General features: G+C 64.5%; 28 protein-coding genes. 18 read left to right on the plus strand and 10 right to left on the minus strand.

The genetic code is table 11. From position 1 onward, the window contains the following. Positions 1-84: 84 nt before the first annotated feature. The gene (locus tag AC0L20_RS33245; RefSeq protein ID WP_473294746.1) at positions 85-2,592 is read right to left on the minus strand and encodes a TonB-dependent receptor; all 2,508 of its coding nucleotides are present in this window, start codon (positions 2,590-2,592) and stop codon (positions 85-87) included. Positions 2,593-2,745: 153 nt separating this feature from the next. After that, entirely contained in the window at positions 2,746-4,104 is a 1,359-nt protein-coding gene (locus AC0L20_RS33250) for a histidine kinase (RefSeq protein WP_247290576.1), read from the minus strand. A gap of 144 nt (positions 4,105-4,248) precedes the next feature. Here AC0L20_RS33250 and AC0L20_RS33255 point away from each other — a divergent pair, with 144 nt between their 5' ends. Next, complete coding sequence (locus AC0L20_RS33255) at positions 4,249-4,869, plus strand: response regulator (protein ID WP_018460280.1); 621 nt, start codon at positions 4,249-4,251, stop codon at positions 4,867-4,869. A 70-nt stretch (positions 4,870-4,939) separates the two neighbouring features. Beyond that, positions 4,940-5,785 (plus strand): S-formylglutathione hydrolase, encoded by an 846-nt coding sequence (gene fghA, locus AC0L20_RS33260; RefSeq protein WP_473294747.1) that lies wholly within the window; start codon positions 4,940-4,942, stop codon positions 5,783-5,785. A gap of 24 nt (positions 5,786-5,809) precedes the next feature. On the opposite strand, the gene AC0L20_RS33265 is transcribed toward fghA, so the two are convergent. Beyond that, complete coding sequence (locus AC0L20_RS33265; RefSeq protein WP_456768819.1) at positions 5,810-6,313, minus strand: DUF3280 domain-containing protein; 504 nt, start codon at positions 6,311-6,313, stop codon at positions 5,810-5,812. Between the two features lie 127 nt (positions 6,314-6,440). On the opposite strand from AC0L20_RS33265, the gene AC0L20_RS33270 reads away from it, so the two are divergent. The 6 genes from AC0L20_RS33270 (at position 6,441) to AC0L20_RS33295 (ending at position 11,289) form a co-directional block, all read left to right on the plus strand. Next, positions 6,441-7,622 (plus strand): ABC transporter substrate-binding protein, encoded by a 1,182-nt coding sequence (locus AC0L20_RS33270; RefSeq protein WP_473294748.1) that lies wholly within the window; start codon positions 6,441-6,443, stop codon positions 7,620-7,622. Further along, complete coding sequence (locus tag AC0L20_RS33275; RefSeq protein WP_473294749.1) at positions 7,607-8,599, plus strand: YVTN family beta-propeller repeat protein; 993 nt, start codon at positions 7,607-7,609, stop codon at positions 8,597-8,599. The genes AC0L20_RS33270 and AC0L20_RS33275 overlap by 16 nt, the downstream gene beginning before the upstream one ends. Next, the gene (locus AC0L20_RS33280; protein WP_473294750.1) at positions 8,596-9,402 is read left to right on the plus strand and encodes an ABC transporter ATP-binding protein; all 807 of its coding nucleotides are present in this window, start codon (positions 8,596-8,598) and stop codon (positions 9,400-9,402) included. The genes AC0L20_RS33275 and AC0L20_RS33280 overlap by 4 nt, the downstream gene beginning before the upstream one ends. Further along, the gene (locus AC0L20_RS33285; protein ID WP_473294751.1) at positions 9,399-10,247 is read left to right on the plus strand and encodes an ABC transporter permease; all 849 of its coding nucleotides are present in this window, start codon (positions 9,399-9,401) and stop codon (positions 10,245-10,247) included. The genes AC0L20_RS33280 and AC0L20_RS33285 overlap by 4 nt, the downstream gene beginning before the upstream one ends. Then, positions 10,244-10,858, plus strand: coding sequence for a hypothetical protein (locus AC0L20_RS33290; protein ID WP_473294752.1), 615 nt, complete (start codon positions 10,244-10,246; stop codon positions 10,856-10,858). The genes AC0L20_RS33285 and AC0L20_RS33290 overlap by 4 nt, the downstream gene beginning before the upstream one ends. 131 nt (positions 10,859-10,989) lie before the next feature. Further along, positions 10,990-11,289: a copper-binding protein gene (locus AC0L20_RS33295; RefSeq protein WP_007601401.1), complete on the plus strand. Its 300-nt coding sequence runs from the start codon at positions 10,990-10,992 to the stop codon at positions 11,287-11,289. 140 nt (positions 11,290-11,429) lie between these two features. Here AC0L20_RS33295 and AC0L20_RS33300 read toward each other — a convergent pair whose 3' ends face one another. After that, on the minus strand, positions 11,430-11,987 hold the full coding sequence (locus AC0L20_RS33300) for a PQQ-dependent catabolism-associated CXXCW motif protein (protein WP_473294753.1): 558 nt from the start codon (positions 11,985-11,987) through the stop codon (positions 11,430-11,432). A 1-nt stretch (position 11,988) separates the two neighbouring features. After that, positions 11,989-12,870 carry a substrate-binding domain-containing protein gene (locus AC0L20_RS33305; protein WP_473294754.1) on the minus strand — a complete coding sequence of 294 codons (882 nt, stop codon included), beginning with the start codon at positions 12,868-12,870 and terminating at the stop codon, positions 11,989-11,991. A gap of 128 nt (positions 12,871-12,998) precedes the next feature. On the opposite strand from AC0L20_RS33305, the gene AC0L20_RS33310 reads away from it, so the two are divergent. Both AC0L20_RS33310 and AC0L20_RS33315 read left to right on the plus strand, forming a co-directional pair. Next, positions 12,999-13,925, plus strand: coding sequence for a quinoprotein relay system zinc metallohydrolase 2 (locus tag AC0L20_RS33310; protein ID WP_473294755.1), 927 nt, complete (start codon positions 12,999-13,001; stop codon positions 13,923-13,925). 50 nt (positions 13,926-13,975) lie between these two features. Then, a complete protein-coding gene (locus tag AC0L20_RS33315; RefSeq protein ID WP_473294756.1) occupies positions 13,976-14,794 on the plus strand; it encodes a quinoprotein dehydrogenase-associated SoxYZ-like carrier in 819 nt (272 codons plus the stop codon). Positions 14,795-15,025: 231 nt separating this feature from the next. Here AC0L20_RS33315 and AC0L20_RS33320 read toward each other — a convergent pair whose 3' ends face one another. Continuing rightward, positions 15,026-15,385: a hypothetical protein gene (locus tag AC0L20_RS33320; RefSeq protein WP_473294757.1), complete on the minus strand. Its 360-nt coding sequence runs from the start codon at positions 15,383-15,385 to the stop codon at positions 15,026-15,028. An 87-nt stretch (positions 15,386-15,472) separates the two neighbouring features. On the opposite strand from AC0L20_RS33320, the gene AC0L20_RS33325 reads away from it, so the two are divergent. The 4 genes from AC0L20_RS33325 to AC0L20_RS33340 are packed head-to-tail and all read left to right on the plus strand — an operon-like array spanning position 15,473 to position 18,293. Then, entirely contained in the window at positions 15,473-16,453 is a 981-nt protein-coding gene (locus AC0L20_RS33325) for an ABC transporter substrate-binding protein (protein WP_473294793.1), read from the plus strand. A 1-nt stretch (position 16,454) separates the two neighbouring features. Beyond that, positions 16,455-17,192 carry an ABC transporter permease gene (locus tag AC0L20_RS33330; protein ID WP_456768809.1) on the plus strand — a complete coding sequence of 246 codons (738 nt, stop codon included), beginning with the start codon at positions 16,455-16,457 and terminating at the stop codon, positions 17,190-17,192. Then, positions 17,182-17,892: an ABC transporter ATP-binding protein gene (locus tag AC0L20_RS33335; RefSeq protein WP_473294758.1), complete on the plus strand. Its 711-nt coding sequence runs from the start codon at positions 17,182-17,184 to the stop codon at positions 17,890-17,892. Before AC0L20_RS33330 ends, AC0L20_RS33335 begins: the two co-directional genes overlap by 11 nt. Before the next feature lie 47 nt (positions 17,893-17,939). Next, positions 17,940-18,293, plus strand: a complete 354-nt coding sequence (locus AC0L20_RS33340) for a hypothetical protein (RefSeq protein ID WP_007601387.1) — start codon at positions 17,940-17,942, stop codon at positions 18,291-18,293. A gap of 168 nt (positions 18,294-18,461) precedes the next feature. Here AC0L20_RS33340 and AC0L20_RS33345 read toward each other — a convergent pair whose 3' ends face one another. From AC0L20_RS33345 to AC0L20_RS33360, 4 genes are all read right to left on the minus strand, one after another. Beyond that, positions 18,462-18,671, minus strand: a complete 210-nt coding sequence (locus tag AC0L20_RS33345; RefSeq protein ID WP_027566545.1) for a hypothetical protein — start codon at positions 18,669-18,671, stop codon at positions 18,462-18,464. A 132-nt stretch (positions 18,672-18,803) separates the two neighbouring features. Continuing rightward, entirely contained in the window at positions 18,804-19,709 is a 906-nt protein-coding gene (locus AC0L20_RS33350) for a hypothetical protein (protein WP_473294759.1), read from the minus strand. A 36-nt stretch (positions 19,710-19,745) separates the two neighbouring features. Then, positions 19,746-19,826, minus strand: a complete 81-nt coding sequence (gene pqqA, locus AC0L20_RS33355) for a pyrroloquinoline quinone precursor peptide PqqA (RefSeq protein ID WP_018460299.1) — start codon at positions 19,824-19,826, stop codon at positions 19,746-19,748. Between the two features lie 171 nt (positions 19,827-19,997). After that, positions 19,998-20,390, minus strand: a complete 393-nt coding sequence (locus tag AC0L20_RS33360) for an EF-hand domain-containing protein (RefSeq protein WP_473294760.1) — start codon at positions 20,388-20,390, stop codon at positions 19,998-20,000. A 344-nt stretch (positions 20,391-20,734) separates the two neighbouring features. On the opposite strand from AC0L20_RS33360, the gene AC0L20_RS33365 reads away from it, so the two are divergent. The 4 genes from AC0L20_RS33365 to AC0L20_RS33380 all read left to right on the plus strand — a co-directional run bounded on the left by AC0L20_RS33365 (position 20,735) and on the right by AC0L20_RS33380 (position 24,830). After that, a complete protein-coding gene (locus AC0L20_RS33365; RefSeq protein WP_247436601.1) occupies positions 20,735-22,399 on the plus strand; it encodes a methanol/ethanol family PQQ-dependent dehydrogenase in 1,665 nt (554 codons plus the stop codon). Between the two features lie 10 nt (positions 22,400-22,409). Then, positions 22,410-22,766 carry a c-type cytochrome gene (locus tag AC0L20_RS33370; protein WP_027566541.1) on the plus strand — a complete coding sequence of 119 codons (357 nt, stop codon included), beginning with the start codon at positions 22,410-22,412 and terminating at the stop codon, positions 22,764-22,766. Then, entirely contained in the window at positions 22,763-23,692 is a 930-nt protein-coding gene (locus AC0L20_RS33375; protein ID WP_473294761.1) for a substrate-binding periplasmic protein, read from the plus strand. The genes AC0L20_RS33370 and AC0L20_RS33375 overlap by 4 nt, the downstream gene beginning before the upstream one ends. A gap of 127 nt (positions 23,693-23,819) precedes the next feature. Then, a complete protein-coding gene (locus tag AC0L20_RS33380; RefSeq protein ID WP_473294762.1) occupies positions 23,820-24,830 on the plus strand; it encodes an FUSC family protein in 1,011 nt (336 codons plus the stop codon). Positions 24,831-24,914 lie beyond the last annotated feature (84 nt).

The following is a 24,914-nucleotide window of genomic DNA, read 5'->3' on the forward strand; positions in this document are numbered from 1 at the left end:
GGTAGAACACGCCCGTGGCGGCACGCCGCGCCGGCGCAAACCGGCCTCCTCGTCATCCCATATGGACCGGGCTTGAGAGCCAGATCAGAACGTCACCCGCATTCCCGCATAGAAGGCGCGCGGCCTTGCAGGGCTGAGCGAGCGCGGGTCGGTGAACTCGGCACCGCCATTGGTGAAGTTGGGCACGGCTTCGCGATCGAAGAACTGTCCATAGGTCGCGTAGCGCTTGTCGAAGATATTGTCGATCTTGCCGTAGAGCTGGAAGTTCTTGGTCACCTGGTAGGACGTGTGCAGGTTGAACACGGTGTAGGACGGCAGCTTCGCATATTGGTTGGACTCGTCGCCGACCAGATATTGGCTGGAGACGAACAGCGCGTTGCCGCCGACCTTCCAGACGTCGGTGACGGCATAGTCGACACCGACCTTGACGCGATGGCGCGGGATCGCGGGGAGCTGGTTGCCGGGCGAGACCTGGATGTTGCCGTCGCCATCGGCGAACGGGCTGTTGGAGCCGATGGTCAATGCGTCGAGGAAGCGCGCGTCGACGAAGGCGTAGCTCGCCTGGAATTGAAGCGTCGGCGATTTGACGTTGATTTCGGCCTCGAGGCCCTGCCGCCTGGTGCGGCCGACATTAGAAAAATAGCCAAAGCCGGTTCGCCCGGGGACGGGAACGGCGACGATGTCGTCGTAATTGGTGGCGCGGAAGCCGCCGATCTTCCATCCGAGCGTGCCGATGTTCAGCTCCTTGCTGCCGCGCAGGCCCGCTTCCACGGTCTTTGACACCACCTGCTTCAATGGCGGATCGGAGACGAGAAACGCGGCAATGAGACAGGGACGGGCTGGATCGGAGCAGCCGAGCTCGAGCGGCGTCGGAACGCGGTTGGCCTCGGAATAGCCGGCATAGGCCGTTAGCTCCGGCGTGATCTTGTAGGTGCCGCCGATCACCGGATTGAATCGGGTGAAGGTGTGATCGCCGTTAAGATCGGCCCCGAGCTGATCCTCCAGTGTGATGCGCGCCACGTTGAAACGGCCGCCGCCGGTGACGGCGAAGGCGTCCGTGATATTGAACGTGTCCATTGCGTAAAGGCCGTTATACTGGTTGACGGTCCGCAGCGAGACAGGGCCGGCAACGGGTTCAGGTACGCCGGTCGGCCCCAGGAAGAGACCGCTGCCGCTGACGACGTAGTTTTCTCCGATCGTGCCGATTTCGGCGGTGGCGTTGTAGCGCGTGACGCTAGCATCATAGGTCGTGCCCATCACGAAGCGGTTGTCGTGGCCGAACAGTTGATCGGTGTTGGTGGCCTGCCCCGACACGCCGAAGGTGGTCGAACGTATCGAGCTGCGGTCGATCTCGCCGAGGATGGTCCCGGACGCGAAAGGATTGGCAAGCGGCAGGCCGTTCGTGCCGTTTGCCGGTGTCGCGCCGTCGCCGAAGCAAAGAAGGCCGGCGAGCCCCGGATCGGTGCATTCCTGCGCGTCGGTCGGATTGCCGTCGACGAGCTTCTGCTCGTACCTGCGCACATGCGCGGTGCCTTCGAGCGTCCAGGTCGGCGTCGCATCGACCTTGCCGGTCAGATTGAGATAGCCGACGCGATTGGAGGTGGTCTGCGGTGTCGTGTAGGTCCCGCCCCAATATTTGTCGAGCAGCTCGGCGGGAACGGTGGCGCTGGCGCCGAAATCGTTCTTGGCGACGCCCATGTTGGCGTGGAATTCGCTGTCGCCGGCCTTGTAGCCGACATCGCCGTAGAAGCGCCGCACGTCCGATTGGGAGAAATTGCGGAAGCCGCTGTCGTGCAGGCCTTCGAGCGCGGCATAGACGCCGTAGTTCTTGTCGACCGTCTTGCCCCATTGCGCCGAGCCCTGGATGCGGCCGAACGAGCCGCCCATGAGATCAAGCTCCGCACCTTGATAGGTGAAACCGTCCTTCATTTGCAAATTGATCGCGCCACCCAGCGCGTTGAGGCCGAAGGCTGGGTTGTTGGTCACCAGCGTCACCGACCTGATCGCGGCGGTCGGGATCAGGTCCCAGTTGACGGCGTCGGAGAAGGCTTCGTTGATGCGGACGCCGTTCTGATACACGGCGAGGCCTTGCGGCGTGCCGGTCACGGGCGAGGCAACGAAGCCGCGGAATTCGACATCCGGCTGAAATGGATTGCCGGTGACCTCGCTGATGTTGACGCCGGCGATGTTGTCGCGAAGCGCGTCGGTGATGTTCATCGAGCCGTTACGCTTGATCTGGCTGGCGTCGACGGCGTTGATCGCCGACGGGACCTTGTCGACGTCGAGACCTCTGCCGGTACCCGGCGCGGTCGGATAGACGTAGAGGCGCGTCCTGGGGCTGGCGGATGATGGTGCCCCGATGTGCGCGACGGGACGCGACGACGCGGTGCGCCGCGCCGTCGACGGCGGCGGCGCCGTCACCTCGACCGGCGGCAGGTTCTGGACGTTGGTTTCCTCGTCCTGCGCGGCCCCCGCCGGGATCGCGAAGATCAACCCCGACACCAGCCCGGTCGAAACCGAGGCCATCACCAAACGACGCTTGAACCCAAGAGGCTTGAACCCAAAACGCTTGAACCGAACACGATCGCCCATCCCAGCCTTCCCATCCGTGACCACCGGCTGTTTTGATTTTCGCCGGTTGGTCGAGACGAGTGTAGTCGGCAGGGACGCGTGCGCCAGCCACAAAAGGTCGGGCCGCATCCGCACCAATTTTCCCGACAAAATCGGGAATTTTTCCCGACGCGATCAGGCCGCCGCCGTCGGAACCAGTGCTTCGACGGTCAGACCGCCATCACCGGACACGACGTTGAGCGTGCCGCCCAGCGCCAGGATCCGCTCGCGCATGCCGACGAGCCCGAAGCCGAGCTTCTGGCCCGGCTCCATGCCACGGCCATTGTCGCTGACCCGCACCCGGGCACAGCCGCGGCCGTCGCTTGCCGCCTGCGCCACCGGCTCGATGACGACATTGACCGAGGTCGCGCCGGCGTGGCGGAACACGTTGGTGAGCGCCTCCTGCACGATGCGGTAGATGGTGAGGTCGGCGGTCTCCCCGGTGACGCCAAGCGCCGGCGAGATCGCGGTCTCGATGGTGACATCGGGATGCGACTCCCGCCACAGCCGCGACAGCGATTCCAGCGCCTGGCGCAGGCCGAGCTCGGCAAGGCCGACGGGCCGGAGACGCTCCAGCACGCGGCGATTGAACTGCTGAAGCGCGTTGATCTGCTCCAGCATGGCACTGCCGTGTTTTCGCACGGCCTCCGCACTCGGGGCGCGTCCGTCCGCCTGCTTCGCCAGCGCGCTGGCATGCGCGCGCAGCGAGAACAGATATGGCCCGAACTCGTCATGGAGCTCGCGCGCGATCTCCTTGCGCTCGACGTCCTGGAGAGACACCGTTCGCTCGGCGAGGCGCCGCTTGTCCTCGATCGCCTCGCTGAGCGTTGCCGCAAGATGGTTGAGCTTGGTGCAGATCGCGGCGAGCTCCGGCGCCCCGCCCGGCGCGACGCGCGCCTGATAGCGCCCGTCTTCGAGCTCGGCCATGACATCCGCAAGGGATTGGAGCGGCGCCAGTGCCCGGCCGATCACATTCATCATCACCAGGAACAGCGCCAGCGCGATCACAGAGCCGACCTCGAGCTGGGTCACGATGGCGTCCCAGATCTCGGCGATCTCGTCATCGGGATGGGAGGTGATCAGCAGCGAACCCGGCTTGCCATGGATCGAGACGGGTACGCTCACCGCGGTCTGCTCCGGATGCACCAGGCTGACGAACCAGGCCGGCGGCGCGCGGGTGTCGTCGTCGGCGTCGGTCCGGGGCTGCGTCAGCGGACTGCCCGCTTCGTCCCGAAGCGCGATGCTGACATGGCGCAGGCGGCTGAGGTCACGTGCGATCTGGTTCAGCCTGGCATCCGGATCGGGCGCCTCGTTGAGATCCGCCACGATCATTTCGATGAATTCGCGCGCGAGCCGGATCACGCTCTGGTCCTCGGCCTGCACGCGCGGCCCGGCTTCCGCGACCTGGCGGCCGATATTGACTGCGAGCCCCAGTGCCAGCAGCAGCGCCAGCAGCAGGTTGATGCGCCCACGCAAGGATAGATTTTGCCACATTGGTATCGCCCGTGCCCCGCGAAGGATTGGCCTGCGCCTGTCCGATAACGTTGACAGAGGCGAAGCGCCCGATATCTAATCGAAAGCGTACAGCAATCCCGGCCGGGCGCGAAACAGGCCAAGACGCTGTCGCGAGGAACGCCTATGCGCATTTTGATCGTCGACGATCATCCTATCGTCGCCTCCGGCTGCCGTGCCGTGCTGGCCGACGAGGGCGAGATCGAGATTTTGGAGGCCGCCGACGCCGAAGACGGCGAGTGCGTCTTCATCGTCGAGCGCCCCGACCTCTCGATCATCGACATCAACCTGCCGACCGTGTCCGGTTTCGAGCTCGCGCGCCGCATCCTCGAGCGCGCGCCCGAGGCCCGAATCATCATGTTCAGCATGAACGACGACCCTGCTTTTGCCGCGCGTGCGATCGAGTGCGGCGCCAAAGGCTATGTCTCCAAGACCGGCGACCCCGACGATCTCGTCGAGGCGATCCGCACCGTCGGCGGCGGCGGCACCTATCTGCCGAGCGCGATCGCGCGCAGCATCGCCTTTGCGGGACCCGCGCTGGCGCAAAGCCCGCTGTCGAAGCTGAACGCGCGCGAGATGGAGATTTTGCGGCTGCTCAGCGCCGGAAAGAGCCTTTCCGAGATCGCCTGGCTGGTGCAGTCGTCCTATAAGACTGTCGCCAACACCTCGTCCATCATGCGCCAGAAGCTCGGGGTGAAAACCTCTGTCGAGCTGGTGCGGCTGGCGATCGACAGCGGCGTGGCCTGACCGCCGCCACGCATTCGGTCACACAAGCGTTGCAATCCTGATGTGGTTTGATGCCACGGAGCATAACGGCATGACGATCCAGACTGTCTCGACCAATACATCCTATGGCGGCGTACAGGGCGTGTATCGCCATGCCAGCCAGGCGACCGGAACCGACATGACGTTCTCGGTCTATGTTCCCCCGCACGCGCAGGGCGCCAAGCTGCCCGTAGTCTGGTATCTCTCCGGCCTCACCTGCACGCACGCCAACGTCACCGAGAAGGGCGAATTCCGCAAGGCCTGCGCCGAGCTCGGCTTGATCTTCGTCGCGCCCGACACCTCACCGCGCGGGCCCGACGTGCCGGGTGATGCCAACAACGCCTATGATTTCGGCCTCGGCGCCGGCTTCTATGTCGACGCGACGGAAGCGCCGTTTTCACGCAATTATCGGATGTGGAGCTACGTCACCGACGAACTGCCGAAACTCGTGGCGGAGAATTTTCCGGTCGATGCGAAGCGCCAATCGGTGATGGGCCATTCGATGGGCGGCCACGGCGCGCTGACGGTCGCGCTGCGCAACCCGCACCGTTTTCGCGCGGCCAGCGCCTTTGCGCCGATCGTGGCACCGTCGCTCGTGCCCTGGGGCATCAAGGCGCTGACCGGCTATCTCGGGCCGAACAAGGACAATTGGCGCAGCCACGACACGGTGGCGCTGATCGAGGACGGCGCGAAGTTCTCAGGCTTCCTGGTCGATGTCGGCGAGGCCGATAATTTCCTGAAGGAGCAGCTTCGTCCTGAACTGCTGCAAGCCGCCTGCACCACAGCCAACATCCCGCTGACGCTGCGACGGCAGGCGGGCTACGACCACAGCTATTATTTCATCTCGACCTTCATGGGCGACCATCTGCACTGGCATGCGGAGAGATTGAAAGGGTGATGGCTTCTTCTCTCTCGGAAGAACCTACTCCGGCTTGCCGTAGTTCGGTGCCAGCAACCGGTTGCGGATCAGATAGCTCATCGTGCGCGTCCAGGATTCATCCGTGTTGCCGCGCATGTCGGCGCTCGCGGCCGTGATCATGTTGCCGGTCTTCACGTCGCGCAGGTAGATGTTCAGATTGATGATCAGGTTCGAGACCTTCTGCACCATGCCGGTGATTTCCAGGTCGGCACCCAACTGTCCGGCAAGCTTGAGGTCGCAGCCGCCGCAGGCCTGCAGATTGGCGTGACGGGCCGCGTCCCGGATCGGCGCGATATCGAGCAGCTGGAACCTGCCTGACTCGACCAGTGCCTTGCGCAACTGCTCACTGATGAGGTCGAGCCGCGCCTCCTCGGGCTTGGAGCCGTAGAACTCGCCGGGCAGGCTGGTGTCGATCAGTTCGAAATCGAACACGGCGAGTTTCGGCGGATCGGCGAATGCGGCCGAGCCCGTCAACAGCAAAGCGACGAAACATATCAGCGCTCGCATGATCGTGATTCCCGGCGTGGCAGCGTGAGGACGAAATGCGGGGTTGCATGGCCTGACAAATCGGTCATGCTTTAGCAGAGACAATTCTCCATCGGCGGTCAAGCCGGGGAGAACATCTGGAGGAAACATGATCCGATGGTTGGTCGGCCTGATCGGCCTGGGTGTTGCTGCGACGAGCGCGCTCGCGGCCGACCCTGTCATGATCGGCGTCGGCTATCTCGGAATCGCCGGTACCAGATCGACGCTGTCGCTGGTCGAGCAGCCCGCGGAGAATGACGGCGTCGCCGGCGCACGCCTCGCCATCGAGGACAACAACACCACCGGCAAGTTCCTCAACCAACGCTTTGCGCTGGAGGAGCGGCGGATCAAGGAGGGCGAGGATGCCGTGCAGGCCGCGACCGAGCTCGCCTCGCGCAACGGCTTCATCATCGCCGACCTGCCGGCCGACGCGCTGCTGAAAGTCGCCGACGCCCTGCGCGAGCGCGGCACGCTGCTGTTCAACGCCGGCGCGATCGACGAGCGGCTGCGCGAGGCCGATTGCCGTGCCAACGTCATCCACACCGCGCCGACGCGCGCGATGCTGGCCGATGCGCTCGGCCAATATCTGGTGTGGAAGCAGTGGAAGCGCTGGCTGCTCGTCGTCGGCTCGCATGACGAGGACAGGCTGTTCGCCGATGCGCTCCGGCGCACCGCGACGCGGTTCGGCGCCAAGATCGTGCAGGAGCGCAGCTTCGAGGACAAAGGCGGCGCGCGCCGCACGGACTCGGGCGTGACGCTGATCCAGCGCCAGATGCCGGTGTTCACGCAACAGGCTCCGGCCTACGATGTGCTGGTCGCCGCTGACGAGAGCGAGGTGTTCGGCGCCTACCTGCCCTATCGCACCTGGGATCCGCGGCCTGTCGCGGGCTCCGCCGGTCTCGTGCCGCGGAGCTGGGACGCCGCGCAAGACCAGTGGGGCGCGATCCAGATGCAGAACCGCTTCGTCAAGCTGAATGCGCGGCGGATGACCGCGCTCGACATGCAGGCCTGGACCGCCGTGCGCATGATCGGAGAGGCCACCTCGCGCACTAATTCCGGCGATATCAAGAAGGTCACCGATTTCATCAAGGGTCCGGATTTCTCGGTGGCCGCCTTCAAGGGCACCAAGCTGACGTTGCGCGACTGGAACCTGCAACTGCGCCAGCCGATCCTGCTGGTCGACGGCCGCATGGTGGTGTCGGTGTCGCCGCAAGAAGGTTTCCTGCATCAAGTCTCCGAGCTCGACACGCTCGGCTATGACCGCCCGGAGAGCAAATGCAAGCTGAAGTGAGGAAGAAGATGTTGCGCGCGTGGCGTGTTGGGTTGCTGTCCGGACTGGCGCTGGCGGCAGCGCCGGCGCATGCGTTCATCGCCTATGTCTCGAACGAGAAGAGCAACACGGTGTCGGTGATTGACACCGACAGCTGGACGGTGACCAAGACCATCAAGGTCGGCCAGCGCCCGCGCGGCATCGACTTCACGCGCGACGGCAAGTTCGTGATGGTCGCGGTCGGCGACGACGACACCATCCAGATGATCGACGCCAAGACGCAAGCCGTGGTGGACAGCCTGCCCTCCGGGCCCGACCCGGAATTGTTCGCTCAGGATGCCGCCGGCAAGGTCCTCTATGTCGCCAACGAGAACGACAACACGGTGACCGTGATCGACCTCGAGAAGCGCGCCCGCCTTGGCGACATCCAGGTCGGCGTCGAGCCCGAGGGCATGACCATCAGCCCGGACGGCAAGACGTTGATCAACACGTCGGAGACCACCAACATGGCGCATTTCATCGACACGTCGTCGCGCCAGATCGTCGCCAACGTGCTGGTCGACGCGCGGCCGCGCTTTGCCGAATTCAAGCACGACGCTTCCGAATTGTGGGTGTCCTCGGAGATCGGCGGCACCGTCTCGATCATCGACCCCAGAAAGCACGAGGTGACCGGCAAGATCAATTTCGAGATTCCGGGGTTGAGGAAAGAGGCGATCCAGCCCGTCGGCATCGGCATGACCCGGGACGACAAGACCGCCTTCATCGCGCTCGGTCCCGCCAACCGCATCGCCGTGGTCGATACCGCCTCGCGCAAGGTGACGAAATATCTGCTGGTCGGACAACGGGTCTGGCACATGGCATTCACGCCGGACGAAAAATTTCTGCTGACCACCAACGGCGTGTCGAACGACGTCTCCGTCATCGACGTCGCCGCGCAAAAGGTAATCAAGACCATTCAAGTGGGCGAACTGCCCTGGGGTATCACGATCGCGCCATGACTAACCCTGCTCCCATCTCCGAACAGCGCGAGACGCCACGGCCCGATCCGGCAGCGGTGCCGGCGTTGTCGATCGACAGCGTCAGCCACGCCTATGGCCAGCGCCGCGCACTGATGGACGTGTCCTTCAACGTACAGCCCGCGAGCTTTACGGCCCTGCTCGGCCTCAACGGTGCGGGCAAGAGCACGCTGTTCTCGCTGACCACACGGCTGTTCGGCATCCAGTCCGGCCACGTCGGCATTTTCGGCCATGACGTCGGCAAAAGCCCCGGCGAAGCGCTGCGGTTGCTCGGCGTCGTGTTCCAGCCGCGCACGCTCGATCTCGATCTGTCGCTGACGCAGAACCTGCTCTATCACGCCGCACTCCACGGCATCAGCCGCCGCGAGGCTCGAGCGCGAGCCGCCGAGCTGCTCGGTCGCATCGGGCTTACCGAGCGCGCCGGCAGCAAGGTGCGCGATCTCTCGGGCGGGCAGATGCGGCGGCTGGAGATCGCACGCGCCCTGCTGCACCGGCCGCGCCTGCTCTTGCTGGACGAGCCGACCGTCGGCCTCGACGTCAAGGCACGCGCCGACATCATCAGCCATGTGCGCCAGCTCGTGAGCGAGCAAGGCATCGGCGTACTCTGGGCCACGCATCTGTTCGACGAGATCATGGCCGGTGACGATCTCGTGGTGCTGCATCAGGGCAAGGTGCTGGCGCAGGGACCGATGAGCCGCGTCGTCGCGGAAGCCGGCGCGCAGGACGTCAACACCGCCTTCATGCGCCTGACCGGCGCGCAGACCCTGCCGGGCGGCGGCGCATGAGCAGCATCACCACGCGCGAGGCGCCGCGCGGTTTCTCGGCCGCCGAATACATGACCTGTCTCACGGGCATCGTCTGGCGCGAAGGCCTGCGCTTCCTGCACCAGCGCGAGCGTTTCGTCTCGGCGCTGGTGCGTCCGCTGGTCTGGCTGTTCATCTTCGCCGCCGGTTTCCGCCAGGTGCTCGGCATCTCCATCATCCCGCCCTACGAAACCTACATCCTCTACGAGGTCTTCATTGCGCCGGGGCTGATGGCCATGATCCAGCTCTTCAACGGCATGCAGTCCTCACTCTCGATGGTCTACGACCGCGAGATGGGGAACATGCGCACGCTGCTGGTAAGCCCACTGCCGCGCGGCTACCTGTTGTTCTGCAAGCTGCTCGCGGGCACCGCGGTGTCGCTGCTCCAGGTCTATGCCTTCCTGCTGATCGCCTGGTTCTGGGACATCACGCCTCCTCCGATCGGCTATCTCACCGTACTGCCGGCACTGATCCTGTCCGGACTGATGCTGGGCTCGCTCGGCATGCTGATCTCCTCCGGCATCAAGCAGCTGGAGAACTTTGCCGGCGTGATGAATTTTGTCATTTTCCCGATGTTCTTCGCCTCCTCGGCGCTTTACCCGCTCTGGCGGGTGCAGGAGGGCAGCCCCTATCTCTATTATCTCTGCGAGGCCAATCCGTTCACCCATGCGGTCGAGCTGATCCGCTTCGCGCTGTACGGGCAAATCAACTGGATCTCGCTGGCGGTGGTCGCGACCTGCACAATCGTCTTCATGATCGGCGCGATTCTGGCCTATGATCCCTCGCGCGGGCTGGCGCGACGGGGCCCTGCGGGAGGCGAAGGATGACGGTTCGGGTTCTGGCCATGGCCGCTCTGATGCTCGCCGCCGCGAGCACGGCGGCACGCGCGGCCGATCCGCGCTATCCGGATTGGCCCTGCACGCAGGCCAAAGTGCCGGAAATTTCGCTCGCCGCCGTGTGGGCTGGTCCTCCGCTCGACGACGTGCAGAACAAGTGGAAGGACGACGCCAAAGTCAGCGCGCTGGTCGCCAAATTGTCGGCACGCAAGACGCCGCTGGACGAAGCCGAGAAGTTGGTGAGGGAGTTTTTGGCGGGCTCCGCGGCCGACAAGACCGCGAATGCGAAACTGCTGTTCGCAGGCCTGTTCGACACGCTCAACGCTCAGCGCTCGCAGGTCATGAGCGGACTGGAACGCGTCAGCCGCAAGCAGCGCGAAGCCGCCGACAAGATCCGCGAGGAGAGTGTGCAGCTCCAGGCGCTCCAGGGCGCCACGCCGCGCGACGAGGCCAAGGTCGATGCGCTCAGCAACGAGCTGATCTGGAAGACCCGCATTTTCGAGGACCGCCACAAGGTGGTGCGGTTCGTTTGCGAGGTTCCCACCACCATCGACCAGCGGCTGTTTGCGCTCGGACGCGTGATCCAACAGGAAATGGAATAGCGTCAGCTTCATTGACCGCTTGCGGCAGGTTCCCGCGCCTCCATTGCGATCATTAACCTGTGCTATATGCCGGAACCAAATCGGTCTAGGATGTCTTGTCGACGGGTAATCCAAGGCATCGGGAGGCCTCGATGGGAACCACGAAATTCATCCTCGCAGGCGCTGCGGCCATCAGCATGCTCGCAAGCAGCGCATTCGCTGACGATCTGACCGGAATGGTCACCCGGATAGATCGGCTTAACAGCACGATTTCGATCCAGCAGACACAGAAGGGCACAGTCGGCGGCAGCGCAGGCGGCGCCGGCGCGCTCCAGGAGTACAAGGCCAAGGATGCCGCGATGCTCGACGCCGTCCACGCCGGCGACAGGGTGAGCTACTCTGCGACCGACAATAACGGCACTGGCACGCTGACCAAGTTGCAGAAGCAGTAGGCTTTTCCTCGCTCTTCCCACGTGCGACACGGCGTCATGGCCGGGCTTGTCCCGGCCATCCACGCATGGCCACACGGCACCAAGAACGTGGATGCCCGGGACAAGCCCGGGCATGACGATCTGGCATGACGATCTCTTGCCTATTGCTCGGGCCGCGGCTCGGGCTGCGCCTCGTCAGTAGGAAGCTTTGCACGCTCCCAGCCGTCGGTCCCATCGGGATACCAGGCGACGTTGGAGTAGCCGTACGCGAGCGCTCGCTTGGCGGCGTTCCAGGACATCCAGCAATCGGCCAGACAGTAGATCACGAGCAGCGCGGCCTTATCACCGCGCGACGCACGCGCGAGGCCGCGCTGGAAATAGTCGTCCATGGCGGGCGGCAGCGTGCCGTAGCCGGTATCCGGCAGCCAGATGCTGCCCGGAATGTTTTTGCGCGGCGCCTCGCGCCAGACGGTACCCGCGGGAAGGTTCTTCGGCTTCGGCGCGCGCGGCAGCACGTCGATGAAGGCGCCGCTCTTCGCGTGCCAGATCGCCTCGGCTTCTGACGTAGACAGCACGCGCGCGCCGCCCAGCGTCGCCGGCACAGGCGCGCGGTAATTGTCGGTGCGATAACCCTCGGGCTCGAACGGCTCCTGCTGCTGCGCAACGACCGGCGCCATCAGCATGGCGGCGACCAGCGCGGCGACAACGCGCCGCCTCATGTCATGGTGCCTTTTTGGCCGTCTCCGCGCCGAGCGGCCGATCGTTCTCGTCCAGCAGCGGAACGCCGAAGTCGAGCAGGATCTTGTTGATCTCGCCCTGGTTCTCCTGAATCAGCTTGTTAAGCTGCCGCTTCCAGTTCTGGTCGGCGCCACGCACGCCCATGCCGATGCGATAGACCAGTTTGGGCCCGGTGGTTTCCTTCACCAGGGGCGTGACATGAAGCGAGCCCGCCTTCTTCGCGTAGAACCCTGCCATCGGTCCCCACAGCACGCCGGCGTCGATCTTGCCCGCCGTGAGATCATCGATCATTGCCTGCGCCGAATTGTCGTAACGCGTGTCGATCATCAGCGGATAGGGCTTTGCATCACCCATCAGTCCCGCGATGGCCATGTTGGTCGCGGGCGGCGTGCCGGCGACGATGCCGACATGCTTGCCCTTCAGCCTGGCATCCTCGAGCGTGTCGACCTCCTCCAGCCCGCTGCCTGCTTTCGCGACCAGCGCATAGCTCGTGCGGTAATAGGGATTGGTGCCTTGCACGAGGTCATCGCCTTGGGGGAAGCCCATGATGACGTCGCAGCGATGCGAGCCGAGCGTCATGCGCACGAAGCCGGTGGCTTGCGGAAAAAAGACATAGTCGAGCTTCTTCTGGAGCTTGTCCGCAAACAGCTCGGCAAGCTTGTTCTCGAACCCCTCGCCCTTCTCGTTCGAGAACGGCAGATTGCGCGGGTCGGAACAGACGCGCAACACCTTGGGGTCGACCAGCTCGAACGAGAGGTCACCCGTCTCGTTGGTCTGCGCGTTGGCGACGTCGCCGAACGCGCAAGACGCAGCCAGGATACTCAGTGAAAACAACCAGCGACGATGTCGTCCGGCCTCCGTCATCGCGCTTCCTCCTGGGCTTGTTTGAATGCTAGCCATGCAACGCATGACGCGCCATGTTTTGCCAGACTGTGTGCTGGCTTTTCTTTGTTGCAGTGCAATGCGCACAACCTTTGAACTGGGGCTGAAAAGTGTCTCGCATCGCTCTCGTGATCGCAGCCTTGTCCCTGCTGGTGACAGCGACGCTAGCATGCGCCGCAGCGGCCGAATTGCCTGTGAGCGAAGTCGCACCGGGAATCTTCGTACACTCCGGGACCATCGCGCTGATGACCCGCGAGAACGAGGGCGACATCGCCAATGTCGGCTTCATCGTGGGCGAGGATGCGGTAGCCGTGATAGATACCGGCGGTAGCGTTCGCGAGGGCAAGGCGCTGCTGGCTGCGGTGCGAGCCCGCACCAGCAAGCCGATCCGCTACGTCATCAATACCCACGGCCATCCCGACCATGTTTTCGGGAATGCGGCCTTCGCAGTCGGGGACACCATTTTCGTCGGTCACAGCAGGCTGCCGCGGGCGCTCGCTGCCCGCGGGCCGTATTATCTCGACAATTTTAGGCGCATCATGGGCGACGAATTGATATCTCCCGTGAAGATCGTGCCGCCCACAATGCTCGTCACGGACACAATGACGCTCGATCTCGGCGCCCGCCGCCTGAGCTTGCGGGCCTGGCCGGCCGGGCACAGCGACAATGATTTGACCGTGTTCGATGAGATGACGAAGACGCTGTTCACTGGCGACCTCGTCTTCCTCCGCCATATTCCGGTGATGGACGGCAGCATTCGCGGCTGGCTCGGCACCCTCGCGGAACTCGAGAGCATTCCGGCGCAGCGCGTCGTTCCCGGTCACGGCCCCGTGAGCGAATGGCCTGCGGCGCTGACCGATGAGCGGCGCTATCTGATGGCGCTGCTGGCGGACGTCCGGGCAGCGAACAAGAAGGGCGAGCCGATCCGGACCGCCGCAGACAAGGCCGCCGCCTCGGAACGGCCGCACTGGGAGCTGTTCGACGACTACAATGCCCGCAACGCAACCGCAGCATTTTCGGAAATTGAATGGGAGTAGCGGACGCGCTACGATGCGCGAAACGTTGCTTCGTCTGCGGGACCAAGACCATGACGGGATGCACGCGCCGACTGCCTCTGATCGGCCTGCTCCTCGGCATTGCATTCGCCGTGCCGGCGCGGGCTGAAGAAGCTTACGATCCCTGGCCGGGACTGGTGCAGGACATCTTCAGCAACCGTCCGATGAATGACGGCGGCGATGTCATTGGCATCGAAATGCCGTATCGCGCCGAGGACGCGGCCATCGTGCCCGTGACCCTGCGCAGCAAGCTCTCGCCTGGCGATGCCCGCCGCATCCGTTCGATCACGCTGGTGATCGATCGTAATCCAGCGCCGATGGCAGCGAAGTTCGAGCTCGGACCGGATGCCAACGTCACCGAAATCTCGACGCGCGTGCGCGTCAACAACTACACCGACGTCCATGCGGTGGCCGAACTCAGCGACGGCCAGCTCTATGTCTCGAAAGTCTATGTAAAGGCCTCCGGCGGCTGCTCGGCCCCGGCGGGGAAGAATGCCGAGGAAGCCCAGAACCGGCTCGGGCAGATGCGCTACCGGCAATTCGCGCGCGAGGAGGCCCCGGCGAGCCGCATGCGGGAGGCTCAGATCATGATCGGCCATCCCAACAATTCCGGGCTGCAGATGGACCAGGTCACGCAGCTCTACATTCCCGCCTTCTTCGTCAACCAGCTCAAGCTGACGCAGGACGACAGCCCCGTGCTTTCGATGGAAGGCGGCATATCGATCTCGGAAGATCCCAATCTGCGCTTCACCTATGTGTCCAACGGTGCCAGGCGTTTCCGCGCGGAAGCCAAGGATACGGACGGACACGTGTTCCGCAACGAGTGGGACGTGGAGAAGCCGGGAACGTAGCGCGCTACCTTCCCGCCCCCTTCAAAGTCGAATGCGCTGCGGATGGCTGTGCCCTCGCCCCTTGTGGGAGAGGGCAGCACCGCTGGTAGACAAAAATTCGCTTGGGTGAGGGGTTTGCCTCCGCGAGCTACTCTCTTGCGATAGTATTCGCGGCGACATACCCCTCATCCGGCGCTTCGCGCCACCTTCTCCCGCAAAGGGGAGAAGGCGCACCATCTGCGCGGCGCTGGCTCAGAAACACCTCACCTCGGCTTCCGCCTGCGCTCGCCTCAAATCATTCACGGCCGAATTCGCCTGCTCCGAGGTGCGGAACTGGACGCCGAGATTGCCGCGGACCTGGGACATGCTGAGCGCGGTTTCTGCGGTGACGTAGCGCTCATAGGATACGATCGAGGCCACCACGTCGATCGAGCAGGAACATTGCTCGATCGCCTGCCGGCTCTCGCCATTGGCCTTCATGCAGCCATAGACATACTCGGCACGCGCCGACGTCGGATAATCATTGGCCTCTTCAGCCCGCGCGGCGAGCGCGGTCGCAGCCCACACCGCCAATGCGGCGACAATCGGTCGTAGCTGTCCGGCCAGATTCATGCGCGTCCTCCCGCTGGTTGCGACGGAAGCTATGCTATGCGTATTGTCCTGAAAAGCACTCTGTCAGAGGAAACGGCTCACAAGGTGATGAGAGCAATTGGTCGATCATTGGCACTTGCGGTGACGCTGGCGCTGACACTAGCCGGGCCCGGCCGTGCCGCGGATACGATTCGCCTTGCGGTGCAGAAGACCGGAACATTCTCGTGGGAGCTGGCCGCGATCCGCGCCGGCGGCCTCGACAAGGAGGCCGACCTGTCGCTCGACGTCACCGAGCTTGCGAGCCCCGAGGCCGGCAAGATCGCGCTGCGCGCCGGCAATGCCGACATCATCCTGTCCGACTGGCTGTGGGTGTCGCGCGAGCGCACGCTCGGCGCCAAGCTCACTTTCTATCCCTATTCCAGCGCGCTCGGCGCGGTGATGGTGCCGGCCGCCTCGCCGATCAAGTCGCTCGCCGATTTGAAGGGCCGCAAGCTCGCGGTCGGCGGTGGTCCCATCGACAAGAGCTGGCTGCTGCTCCAGGCGCGCATGAAGCAGGACGGCATCGACCTGAAATCGGAGGCGACCATCGTCTATGGTGCTCCGCCTCTGATCGCCGCCAAGGCGCTCGACGGCGAGATGGATGCGAGCCTCAACTTCTGGAATTTCTGCGCACAGCTGGAGGCCAAGGGCTTTAGACGCCTCACCGGCATTGAGGACATATTGCCAAAACTCGGCGCCAAGGGCGCCGTCTCCGCGGTCGGCTATGTTTTCGACGAGAGCTGGGCGGCAAGTCATCGCGAGGCCGTGGCGCGTTTCATCGCGATGACGCGCAAGGCCAAGCAGCTGCTGGTGACCTCGGATGCCGCCTGGGACAAGATCGCGCCGCTCACCGGCACGAGCGATGCCACCCTGCTCAAGACCTATCGCGAGCGCTATCGCGACGGCATTCCGCGCCGGAGCATCGATGACGAAGAAAAGGACGCGCGCGTGCTCTACCGCGTGCTGGCCGAGACCGGCGGACGCGACCTCGTGGGCCCGGCCGCCGAGCTCGATCCCGGCACGTTCTATCACGCAGTTCCCGGAGACTGAGGTGCTGCGTCTTCTGTCGTTTGCCCTGTTGCTCGCGATCTGGTGGATTGCCGCGCTGTTCGTCGGCGCCGCAAAGCTGCCCTCCCCGCCCGCCGTGCTCGACGTCGTCATCGCGGAAGCATCGAGCGGCGCGCTGTTCCTGCATCTCGGCGCCACGCTTGCCCGCGTAAGCCTCGCCTTCGTGCTGGCGATGTCACTCGGCAGCGCCATCGGCTATCTGATGGGACGGGTGAAGCTCGCCGACCGACTCGGCGATCCCTGGCTGATCCTGCTGCTGAACCTGCCCGCGCTGGTCGTGATCGTGCTGGCCTATATCTGGGCCGGCCTCACCGAGGCCGCAGCGATCGCGGCGATCGCGATCAACAAGCTGCCGACCGCCATCGTCACCCTGCGCGAGGGCGCACGCGCGCTCGACCGCTCGCTCGACGAGATGGCGAGCGTGTTCGCGATGCCACGCTGGCGCGCCTTCCGCCACGTCGTGCTGCCGCAACTGGCACCCTATATCGCAGCCTCAGCCCGGTCCGGATTATCGCTGGTGTGGAAGATCGTACTGGTCGCCGAACTCCTGGGGCGACCCAACGGCGTCGGCTTCGAGATCGGCGTCGCCTTCCAGCTGTTCGACACGCCGCGGCTGCTGGCCTATTCGCTAACCTTCGCCGCCGTCGTGCTGGTGATCGAAACCGCGCTGGTGCAACCGTTCGAAGCCCGTGCGACACGGTGGCGACCCCGTGCGGCTTGAGGTCGATATCACAGGCAAGACGTTCAGGAGTGCCGCGGGCGGAACGCAGGAGGTGCTCGCGCCGGTCAGCTTCGCGCTGCAATCCGGCGAGGTCGGCGTGCTGATCGGTCCGTCCGGCTGCGGCAAGAGCACGATGCTGCGCATCATCCTCGGGCTCGACCGCGATTTCGAGGGACGCGTCTCGCGCCCGCCGGAAGCGCGGATCGGCATGGTTTTCCAGGAGCCGCGGCTGCTGCCATGGCGCTCGGTCGAGCAGAATGTGCGGCTTGCGGCACCCGATGTCACCGACGCCAAGCTTGCCGAGCTGTTCAGGATCCTGGAGCTGGACGCGCATCGCAACCACTTTCCCGGCGAGCTGTCGCTAGGCCTCGCCCGGCGCGTCGCGCTCGCCCGCGCCTTTGCGGTGGAGCCCGACCTGCTCGTGCTCGACGAACCCCTCGCCTCGCTCGACGACGCACTCGCCGGCCGTTTGCGCGACGAGATCGCGACGCTGGTGGCGCGCCGTCCGGTGATGACGTTGCTCGTCACCCACAGCCTGGATGACGCGATCCGGCTCGGCGACCGCCTGTTCTTGCTGTCGCCGCGACCGGCGCGCATCGTGCGCGAGGTGCCGATTGCCATCCCGCGCGCGGAGCGCAGCGAGGCCGAGCTCGGCATGATCAGGGCCGAGCTCGCGGCGTTGCAGCTTGAATCAAAATGAGAACTCATGGTCAACTGGACCAACGACATCTTCGCGGGAGATTCACCATGCGGCGTACGCTGATTGCGATCGGCATCCTGTTGGTTGCGATGCCGGGCGCGGCGCTCGCGCAGGCCAAGGGCAAGGGTATCCGGCTCTGGAATCTGACGACGGAGACGATCTCCGGCTTCCAGCTCTCGCCGGCCGGGAAGACCGAGTGGGGTCCGAACCAGTGCCTGAACGACAAGGACAAGGAGGTCGACCACGACGAGCGGCTGCGCATCACCGGCGTCGAGCCCGGCCGCTACGACGCCAGGGTCAGCTATCCCAATGCGCGGCAGTGCATCGTGCGCGACATCGAGATCAAGGCGGATGCGGTGTTCTCGATCGCCGACAAGGATCTGAAGGACTGCAGCAAGTAGCGCGGGCTGCGTTACGAGCGTTTTCCCCTCATGGTGAGGAGCGCGGAACGCGCGTCTCGAACCATGCAGGCCCGTCTGTCGCCCGCGGCCATCCTTCGAGACGCTTGCTTCGCAAGCTCCTCAGGATGAGGACCCCGGCCCGTCGTAACCAGCAAGGCAGCGCAGCGCTTACGCCTTGTCATTCGGGTGCGGATACTCGCAGCGCCATCGCACCGCCTGCCACTTCGGATGGTCGCCGACCCATTGCGCGATATAGGGCGGCGCAGCCATCGCGCATTGCGTCGGCGACCCCGCATAGTTGAACACCAGATGCTGCTCCTCGCAGGTCGCAGGCGAGAGCACCGCACACACAGTCACCACCAGGTCGATCGGGTTCATGCCGGGATCCTCGCAGAGGCGATGAAGTTAGCACAAAAGATTACGTTCCGAGGAGCCGGAAGTTTCAATCCGGCCGCGCGAAATGGAGCGGGAATTGCCCCGTCACCTCTCCCCGCAACCGGGCCGCGAGCGCTAGAAATTAACCCCAAACACCAGCCTCGCCTGGTGGCGCTCGAAATTGACGAGGTCAAGATTGCCGCCCGATCCGGCCGAACGGCCCCAGGCCTGCATGCTCCAGCTCATGGTCAGGCGCGAGCGCTCGGAAAGCTGGAAATAAGCGGTCGGACCGACGAAGAGCGCCTGTCCTGCGAACTCGCCGAGGCCGATGCCTTCGTACTGCCGGAAGTAGCGCACCTCGCCGCCGAGCAGCACATCGGGCCGCACGCGCACTAGGCCGGCGAAGGCCGCGCCGATGGTCGAGCTCTTTTCGGACAGTCCCGCCATCTCGAAACGCGCCCATTCGGGCTGATAGATCAGGTTGAGCGCCCCGATAGCAAAGTTCGGGATCAGCTCGCGATCGAAGGCGAGCGTGAAATCGGTACCGTACATCCGCCCTTTTGCGCCCGAGGTCTCGTCGATGCGGTCGCCATGGAGTTCGGCGGCGACGGTCAACCCGAACGGCGCGTGCTCGCGATCGAGCAGGCGATAGCGCAGGTCGAGCGAAGCGCCCTGGAAATTGAGCTGGCGGCGGTCGCCGATATCGGGGACGCCGGTGATGTCGTGCAGCGTGGCCGTGCCGCCGACCTCGACGCGGAAGTTCGGCAGCGGCACGACCTCGATCTCGACCTCCTGCGACAGCGCGCGATAGGTCCCGCCCCCTTTGCCGAATCGACCTGTCGTCTGGGTCTGAAATTCGCGCTCGCCGGGATTGCCGACATCGGTGCCGATCATGAAGCCGAAAATGTGCTCGGTATCGAAGCCCTCTTCGGCGCTGACGCATGCCGGCGCGAGCGCGACGGTGCAGGCGGTTATGGTCCAGAATGTAAGGGCTCTCGCGCGCATCCCCGACACTACCACGGCTTCGACGGTGGTTGCCATCGAAGCCGCGGCAGGTCGTCAGTCTTACTTGTGGTCTTACTTGCGCAAAGCGCAGGCGTACATGTTGATTTCCATGCCGACCGGCACTTCCACGATCTTCGGAGCTTTCCAGGCCATTCGGGGACTCCCAAGGGATTGAGCGCGACATCGCGCCGGCCAAAACCTAGGGCTGCGTCAGCCACAGCGCAAGTCGGGAATCGCGCCGTTGACACAGCGAACTGTCGCATCACGCTTGCAAATTTCTCTCTCGGACAACTCGCCTTCGCTCCCAGTCAAGCGGCGCGGCGCTCACCGCAACAAGCGCAGCAGCGCGCGGCCGGCGCGCGAGTTCAGCTCCTTCGCATCCAGCGTTCCATCTTTGTCGGGATTTGCTGCGTTGAAGCGCTGCTCCACGGCCGAGAGATATTCGTCGAGCGTGAGAGTCCCGTCGCGATCGGGATCGGCGGCGGCGAGTTCTTTCGCCGTTAACCGTCCGCGCAACTCGCGGGCGTCGAGCGTGCCGTCGTGATCGGGATCGAGCTTGGCGAACAACGCGGCCGCCGCCTTCTTCACCTCGGCCAGATCGAGCGTGCCGTCATTGTCGGTATCGAACGTCTTGACCGCGTTGCCGGAGGCCGACCATGCCGGACCGGACAGCAGTGCAATCGTGAGCGCAAGTGCAACAGAGCGACGCGATATCATGAAAACCTCCCAGACCAAGAGCTCCGATTCGAGCCGGATCGACACGACATAAGTGCACAAGCGAGCCTCGGTTCAAGCCCCGAATTGCAGACTGCGCCCGTACAACTTGCGGAACCCGTCGGCCCGACCGCTGCCGTCGCGCACGCGCCCTGCTCCATGCCGCGGAATTTCTTCAGCGCCTGCGCACAAGTGAGAGTTGCTTGTCAGCTCTCCGTCAGGTGACCGGCATCCCGCGCCGCCCACCATATCGGCATCGCAATTGCGACTTTCGTATTGACGCGTTTTGCATTCGGGCGGAGTGTTGCTGTCGCAGCGTCAATAGGCGCGCATATTGGGAGGGACGGATGAAACGCTTTGCGATGGCCGCGAGCCTCGTCATGCTTGCATCGACTTGTGCAAATGCACAAACCAGCGAGCAGCTGGTCAAGGGTGCGACCGATACATCGAACGTTCTCAATTACGGGATGGGCTACAATCTCCAGCGTTTCTCGACGCTGAACCAGATCAACAAGGACAGCGTCAAGAACCTTGTCCCGGTCTGGAACTACTCTTTCAACGACGATCGCAGCGAGGAATCGCAGCCGCTGGTGTACCAGGGCGTGATCTACGTGACGTCGCACAACGCGACCATGGCGGTCGACGCCAAGACCGGCAAGCAGATCTGGAAATCCAAGGTCGAGTATCCTGCGGAGACTCCGCGCATCGTCTGCTGCGGCATCATCAATCGCGGCGCCGCACTCTATGACGGCAAGGTGTTCCGCACCACGCTCGACGCCAACGTGATCGCGCTCGACGCCAAGGACGGCAAGGAGCTGTGGCGGCAGAAGGCGGCCGACATCAAGGAGGGATATTCGATGACGGTGGCGCCGCTGGTCGCCGACGGCATCGTGATCACCGGCATCTCCGGCGCCGAGTTCGGCACCCGCGGCTTCATCGACGGCTGGGATCCGGCAACGGGCAAGCATTTGTGGCGCACCCATTCGATCCCCTCCCCGGACGAGCCCGGCGGCGACACCTGGAAGGGCGATACCTGGAAGCTCGGCGGTGGCTCGACCTGGATCACGGGCTCCTATGATCCCGAGCTGAACACGGTCTATTGGGGTATCGGCAATCCCGGACCGTTCAACTCGGCGGTGCGCCCGGGCGACAACCTCTACACCTGCTCCGTGCTGGCGATGGATCCCAAAACCGGCAAGATCAAGTGGCACTACCAGTTCTCGCCCAACAATCCGTTCGACTATGACAGCGTGGCCGAGATGGTCCTCGCCGACATGAACGTCGAGGGCAAGCCGACCAAGGTGTTGATGGACGCCAACCGCAACGGCTTCTTCTACGTGCTCGACCGCACCAACGGAAAGCTGCTCGCGGCCAATCCTTACGTGAAGGTCAACTGGGCGACCGGAATCGACATGAAGACCGGACGCCCCATCGAGACCGACGTCTCGAAGGATGCGCGTGAGGGCAAGAAGGTGACCGTCTATCCGTCGATCCTCGGCGGCAAGAACTGGGAGCCGATGTCGTTCAATCCGCAGACCGGCCTCGCCTACGCCAACACGCTCGCCTTCGGCGGCAGGTACAAGACCGAACCCGCCACCTTCAAGCAGGGTGAATGGTATCTCGGCATGGACCTCACCGATCTCTGGGAATGGGGTGACGGCCCGCGCGGTCATCTGAAGGCGATCGATCCCATGACCGGCAAGGCGAAGTGGGAAGCACCAAGCGACATCCCGCGCTTCTCCGGCGTGCTGTCGACCGCGGGCGGCGTCGTGTTCTCGGGCGCGCTGACCGGCGAGTTCGAGGCCTTCGATGCCGACACCGGCAAGAAGCTCTGGCAGTTCCAGACCGGCTCGGGCATCGAGGGACAACCGGTGACCTGGCAGCAGGACGGCGTGCAGTATGTCGCGGTGACGAGCGGCTATGGCGGCGTCTACTCGCTGTTCTCCGGCGACGAACGGCTGGCCAAAGTCCCGCCCGGCGGCTCGCTTTGGGTTTTTGCGGTCAAGCAATAACCACGGCACGATGCTGAGAAAACTATCTCACAAGACGGTGGCGATCCTCGCCACCGTCGCGGTGCTGACGGTCGCGCTTGCGGCGACCGTTCGTGCCGCGGATGATTCAACCGGCAATCCCGTGCAGGCACAGATCGACCACGGCAAGTCGACCTATGCCGAGAAATGCTCGCACTGCCACGGCCCCAACATGATGAACCCCGGCACCATCACGCCGGACCTGCGCGCGTTCCCCGACGACAAGACGCGCTTCGTCACCACGGTGAAGAACGGCAAGAACAACAAGATGCCGCCTTGGGCCGACATTCTCAGCGACGAGGAGATCGGGAATCTCTGGGCCTTCATCTCGAGCCGGAGAAAACCATGAGGCGCTGGCTGGCCGCTTGGAGCATTGCCGCGATCCTCGCGGCGGCGGCCACGGCTGCACGCGCGGCCGACGATCCGCTCAAGATTTGTCTCGACGAGGACAGGCCACCGCTCTCGGTGCACCACAAGGGCAAGCCGGGCTCTGGTTTCGACGTGCTGCTGGCGCAGGCGATCGCCGACCGGCTCGGACGGCCGCTGACGATCCAGTGGTTCGAGAGCAAGCTGGACGAGGATTCGAGCCCGCAGCTCGAGGCCAATGCGCTGCTGTCCGACGGCCGCTGCTCGCTCGTCGGCGGCTACGCGCTGACGACGGACTCCCTCGTCAAGCCCGGCATGAAAACGGCGCGCCTGCCGGATTTTGCCGGCGCCACGCGCGACGACCGGCGCCGCCGCGTCGCGCTCGGCGTGCTCGCGCCGAGCCAGCCCTATGTCTACTCGCCGATGACGGTCGTGCTCGGACCGAAGGCGCGGGGTCGCAAGATCGGCGATATCGGCGATCTCGCCGGCCTGCGCCTCGTCATCGAGAGCGGCTCGCTCGGCGATGCGATCCTCATGACCTTCGACAAAGGGCGCCTGATCGACGACATCACCCATCTCGTCCCCGGCCGCGATGATCTCCTCGGTGCACTTGCCCGCGGCGACTATGACGCGACGCTGATCGACCTCGGCCGCCTCGACGCCCATCGCGCCGCGCACCCCGATACGGCGATCACCGCGTCCGGCTACTACTATCCGATCGGAGCCAATCGCGGCTATGTCGGACTCGCCAGCGATCCCGCGCTGATCGACGCCGTCAACAAGGCGCTGACCGGGCTTGCTGCCGAGGGCAAGATCGCCGAATTCGGCACGCAGGCGGGGCTGACCTATCTGCCGCCACGTGAGCCTGCGATCCTCGGCGACGTCTGGATGAAGATCATTCAGCGGTGACCGGAGCGTCCGGCTCCCGGAATGACGGATAAAGTGGTCGGCGATGGGCCCGTTACAACCATCGCTAGCTCGGCGACATTCTGCACCCTATGATGCCGCCGTTTTCATTCGGCCATCCGGTGGCATCGTGAATCCTTCCGCCGCAAGCCTGCGCGATCTCCTCTCGCGCGAAATCAAGACCGGCGAATTGGTGCGGGCGCTGATCGTCGTCGGCCCCCTAGTCGCCGCCTACTTCTTCGCGCGCGAGACGGCGCTGCTGAATCTCGGGTTGGTCGCGGTCTCGTTGCTCATTCCCGCGCTCAGGCTGCGCCTGCCGCCAAAAGTCGTCGCGTGGCATTATCTCGCCATCCTCCTCACCTTTGCCGCGCTGTTCCTCGCGAGCCCGATCAAGCCGCTATTCGCAGTGCTGACGGCGCTCGCCGGATTCCTTGCAGTCGCAGTGACGCGCCACGGCGAACATTTCCGCACGCTTGGGAATTGGGTGTTCATCCCCGCCGTGTATCTTGCCTGCGAGGTGCGGGAGGGCGTGAGCGCCTCGGAAGCTCTGCGCCATGCCGGCATGATCATCGTGTCCTCTCCGATCGCGCTGGCGCTGGTCTGCGCTATCCGGATTTACGACCAGCGACGGTGCGGCGATGCCGCGACCTCGTTCGGAGCGCCCGCGGCCGAATGGTTTGTGTCCGCGGCGGCAACCGCCCTTGCGGTATTCGCTGCGGCGGCTCTGGTCGAGATCCTCGATCTCGCGCAGGGCCAATGGGTGATGTGGTCGGCCGCAAGCGTCGTGGTCGGCGATCTCGCCGCTTCGACCGGCAAGCTGAAGCAGCGGGCGATCGGCGCCGTCGCCGGCGTGCCGCTCGGTTTCCTCGCCGGCATGGTGCTGCCGCAAAGCCGGGTCGGCTATGCGCTCGCGGTTCTCGCGGCCACCCTCACGCTGATCTCGTTTTCCCGCTACATCATCGGCTTCGGCCTGCGCTGCTTCTTCATCGCGCTGGCCGCCTCTTTCGCCGGCAGCGCCAGCGGCATCGCGGAGGAGCGCATCGTCAACGTGCTGATCGGCGGCACCTTTGGCTTGCTTGCGGTAGCCCTGACCGAAATCGCCTGGCTGCGTGTCATGCGAAAAGTGGGATTGTCCGGATGACGCCCGAATAGGCACAGCGCGGCCCTTCGAATGCGCCAATGTGTCTCGCCTGCCACCCATGGCAGAGGCGATCCGATGCAGTAC

This window comes from Bradyrhizobium sp. Kon58, assembly GCF_055807455.1.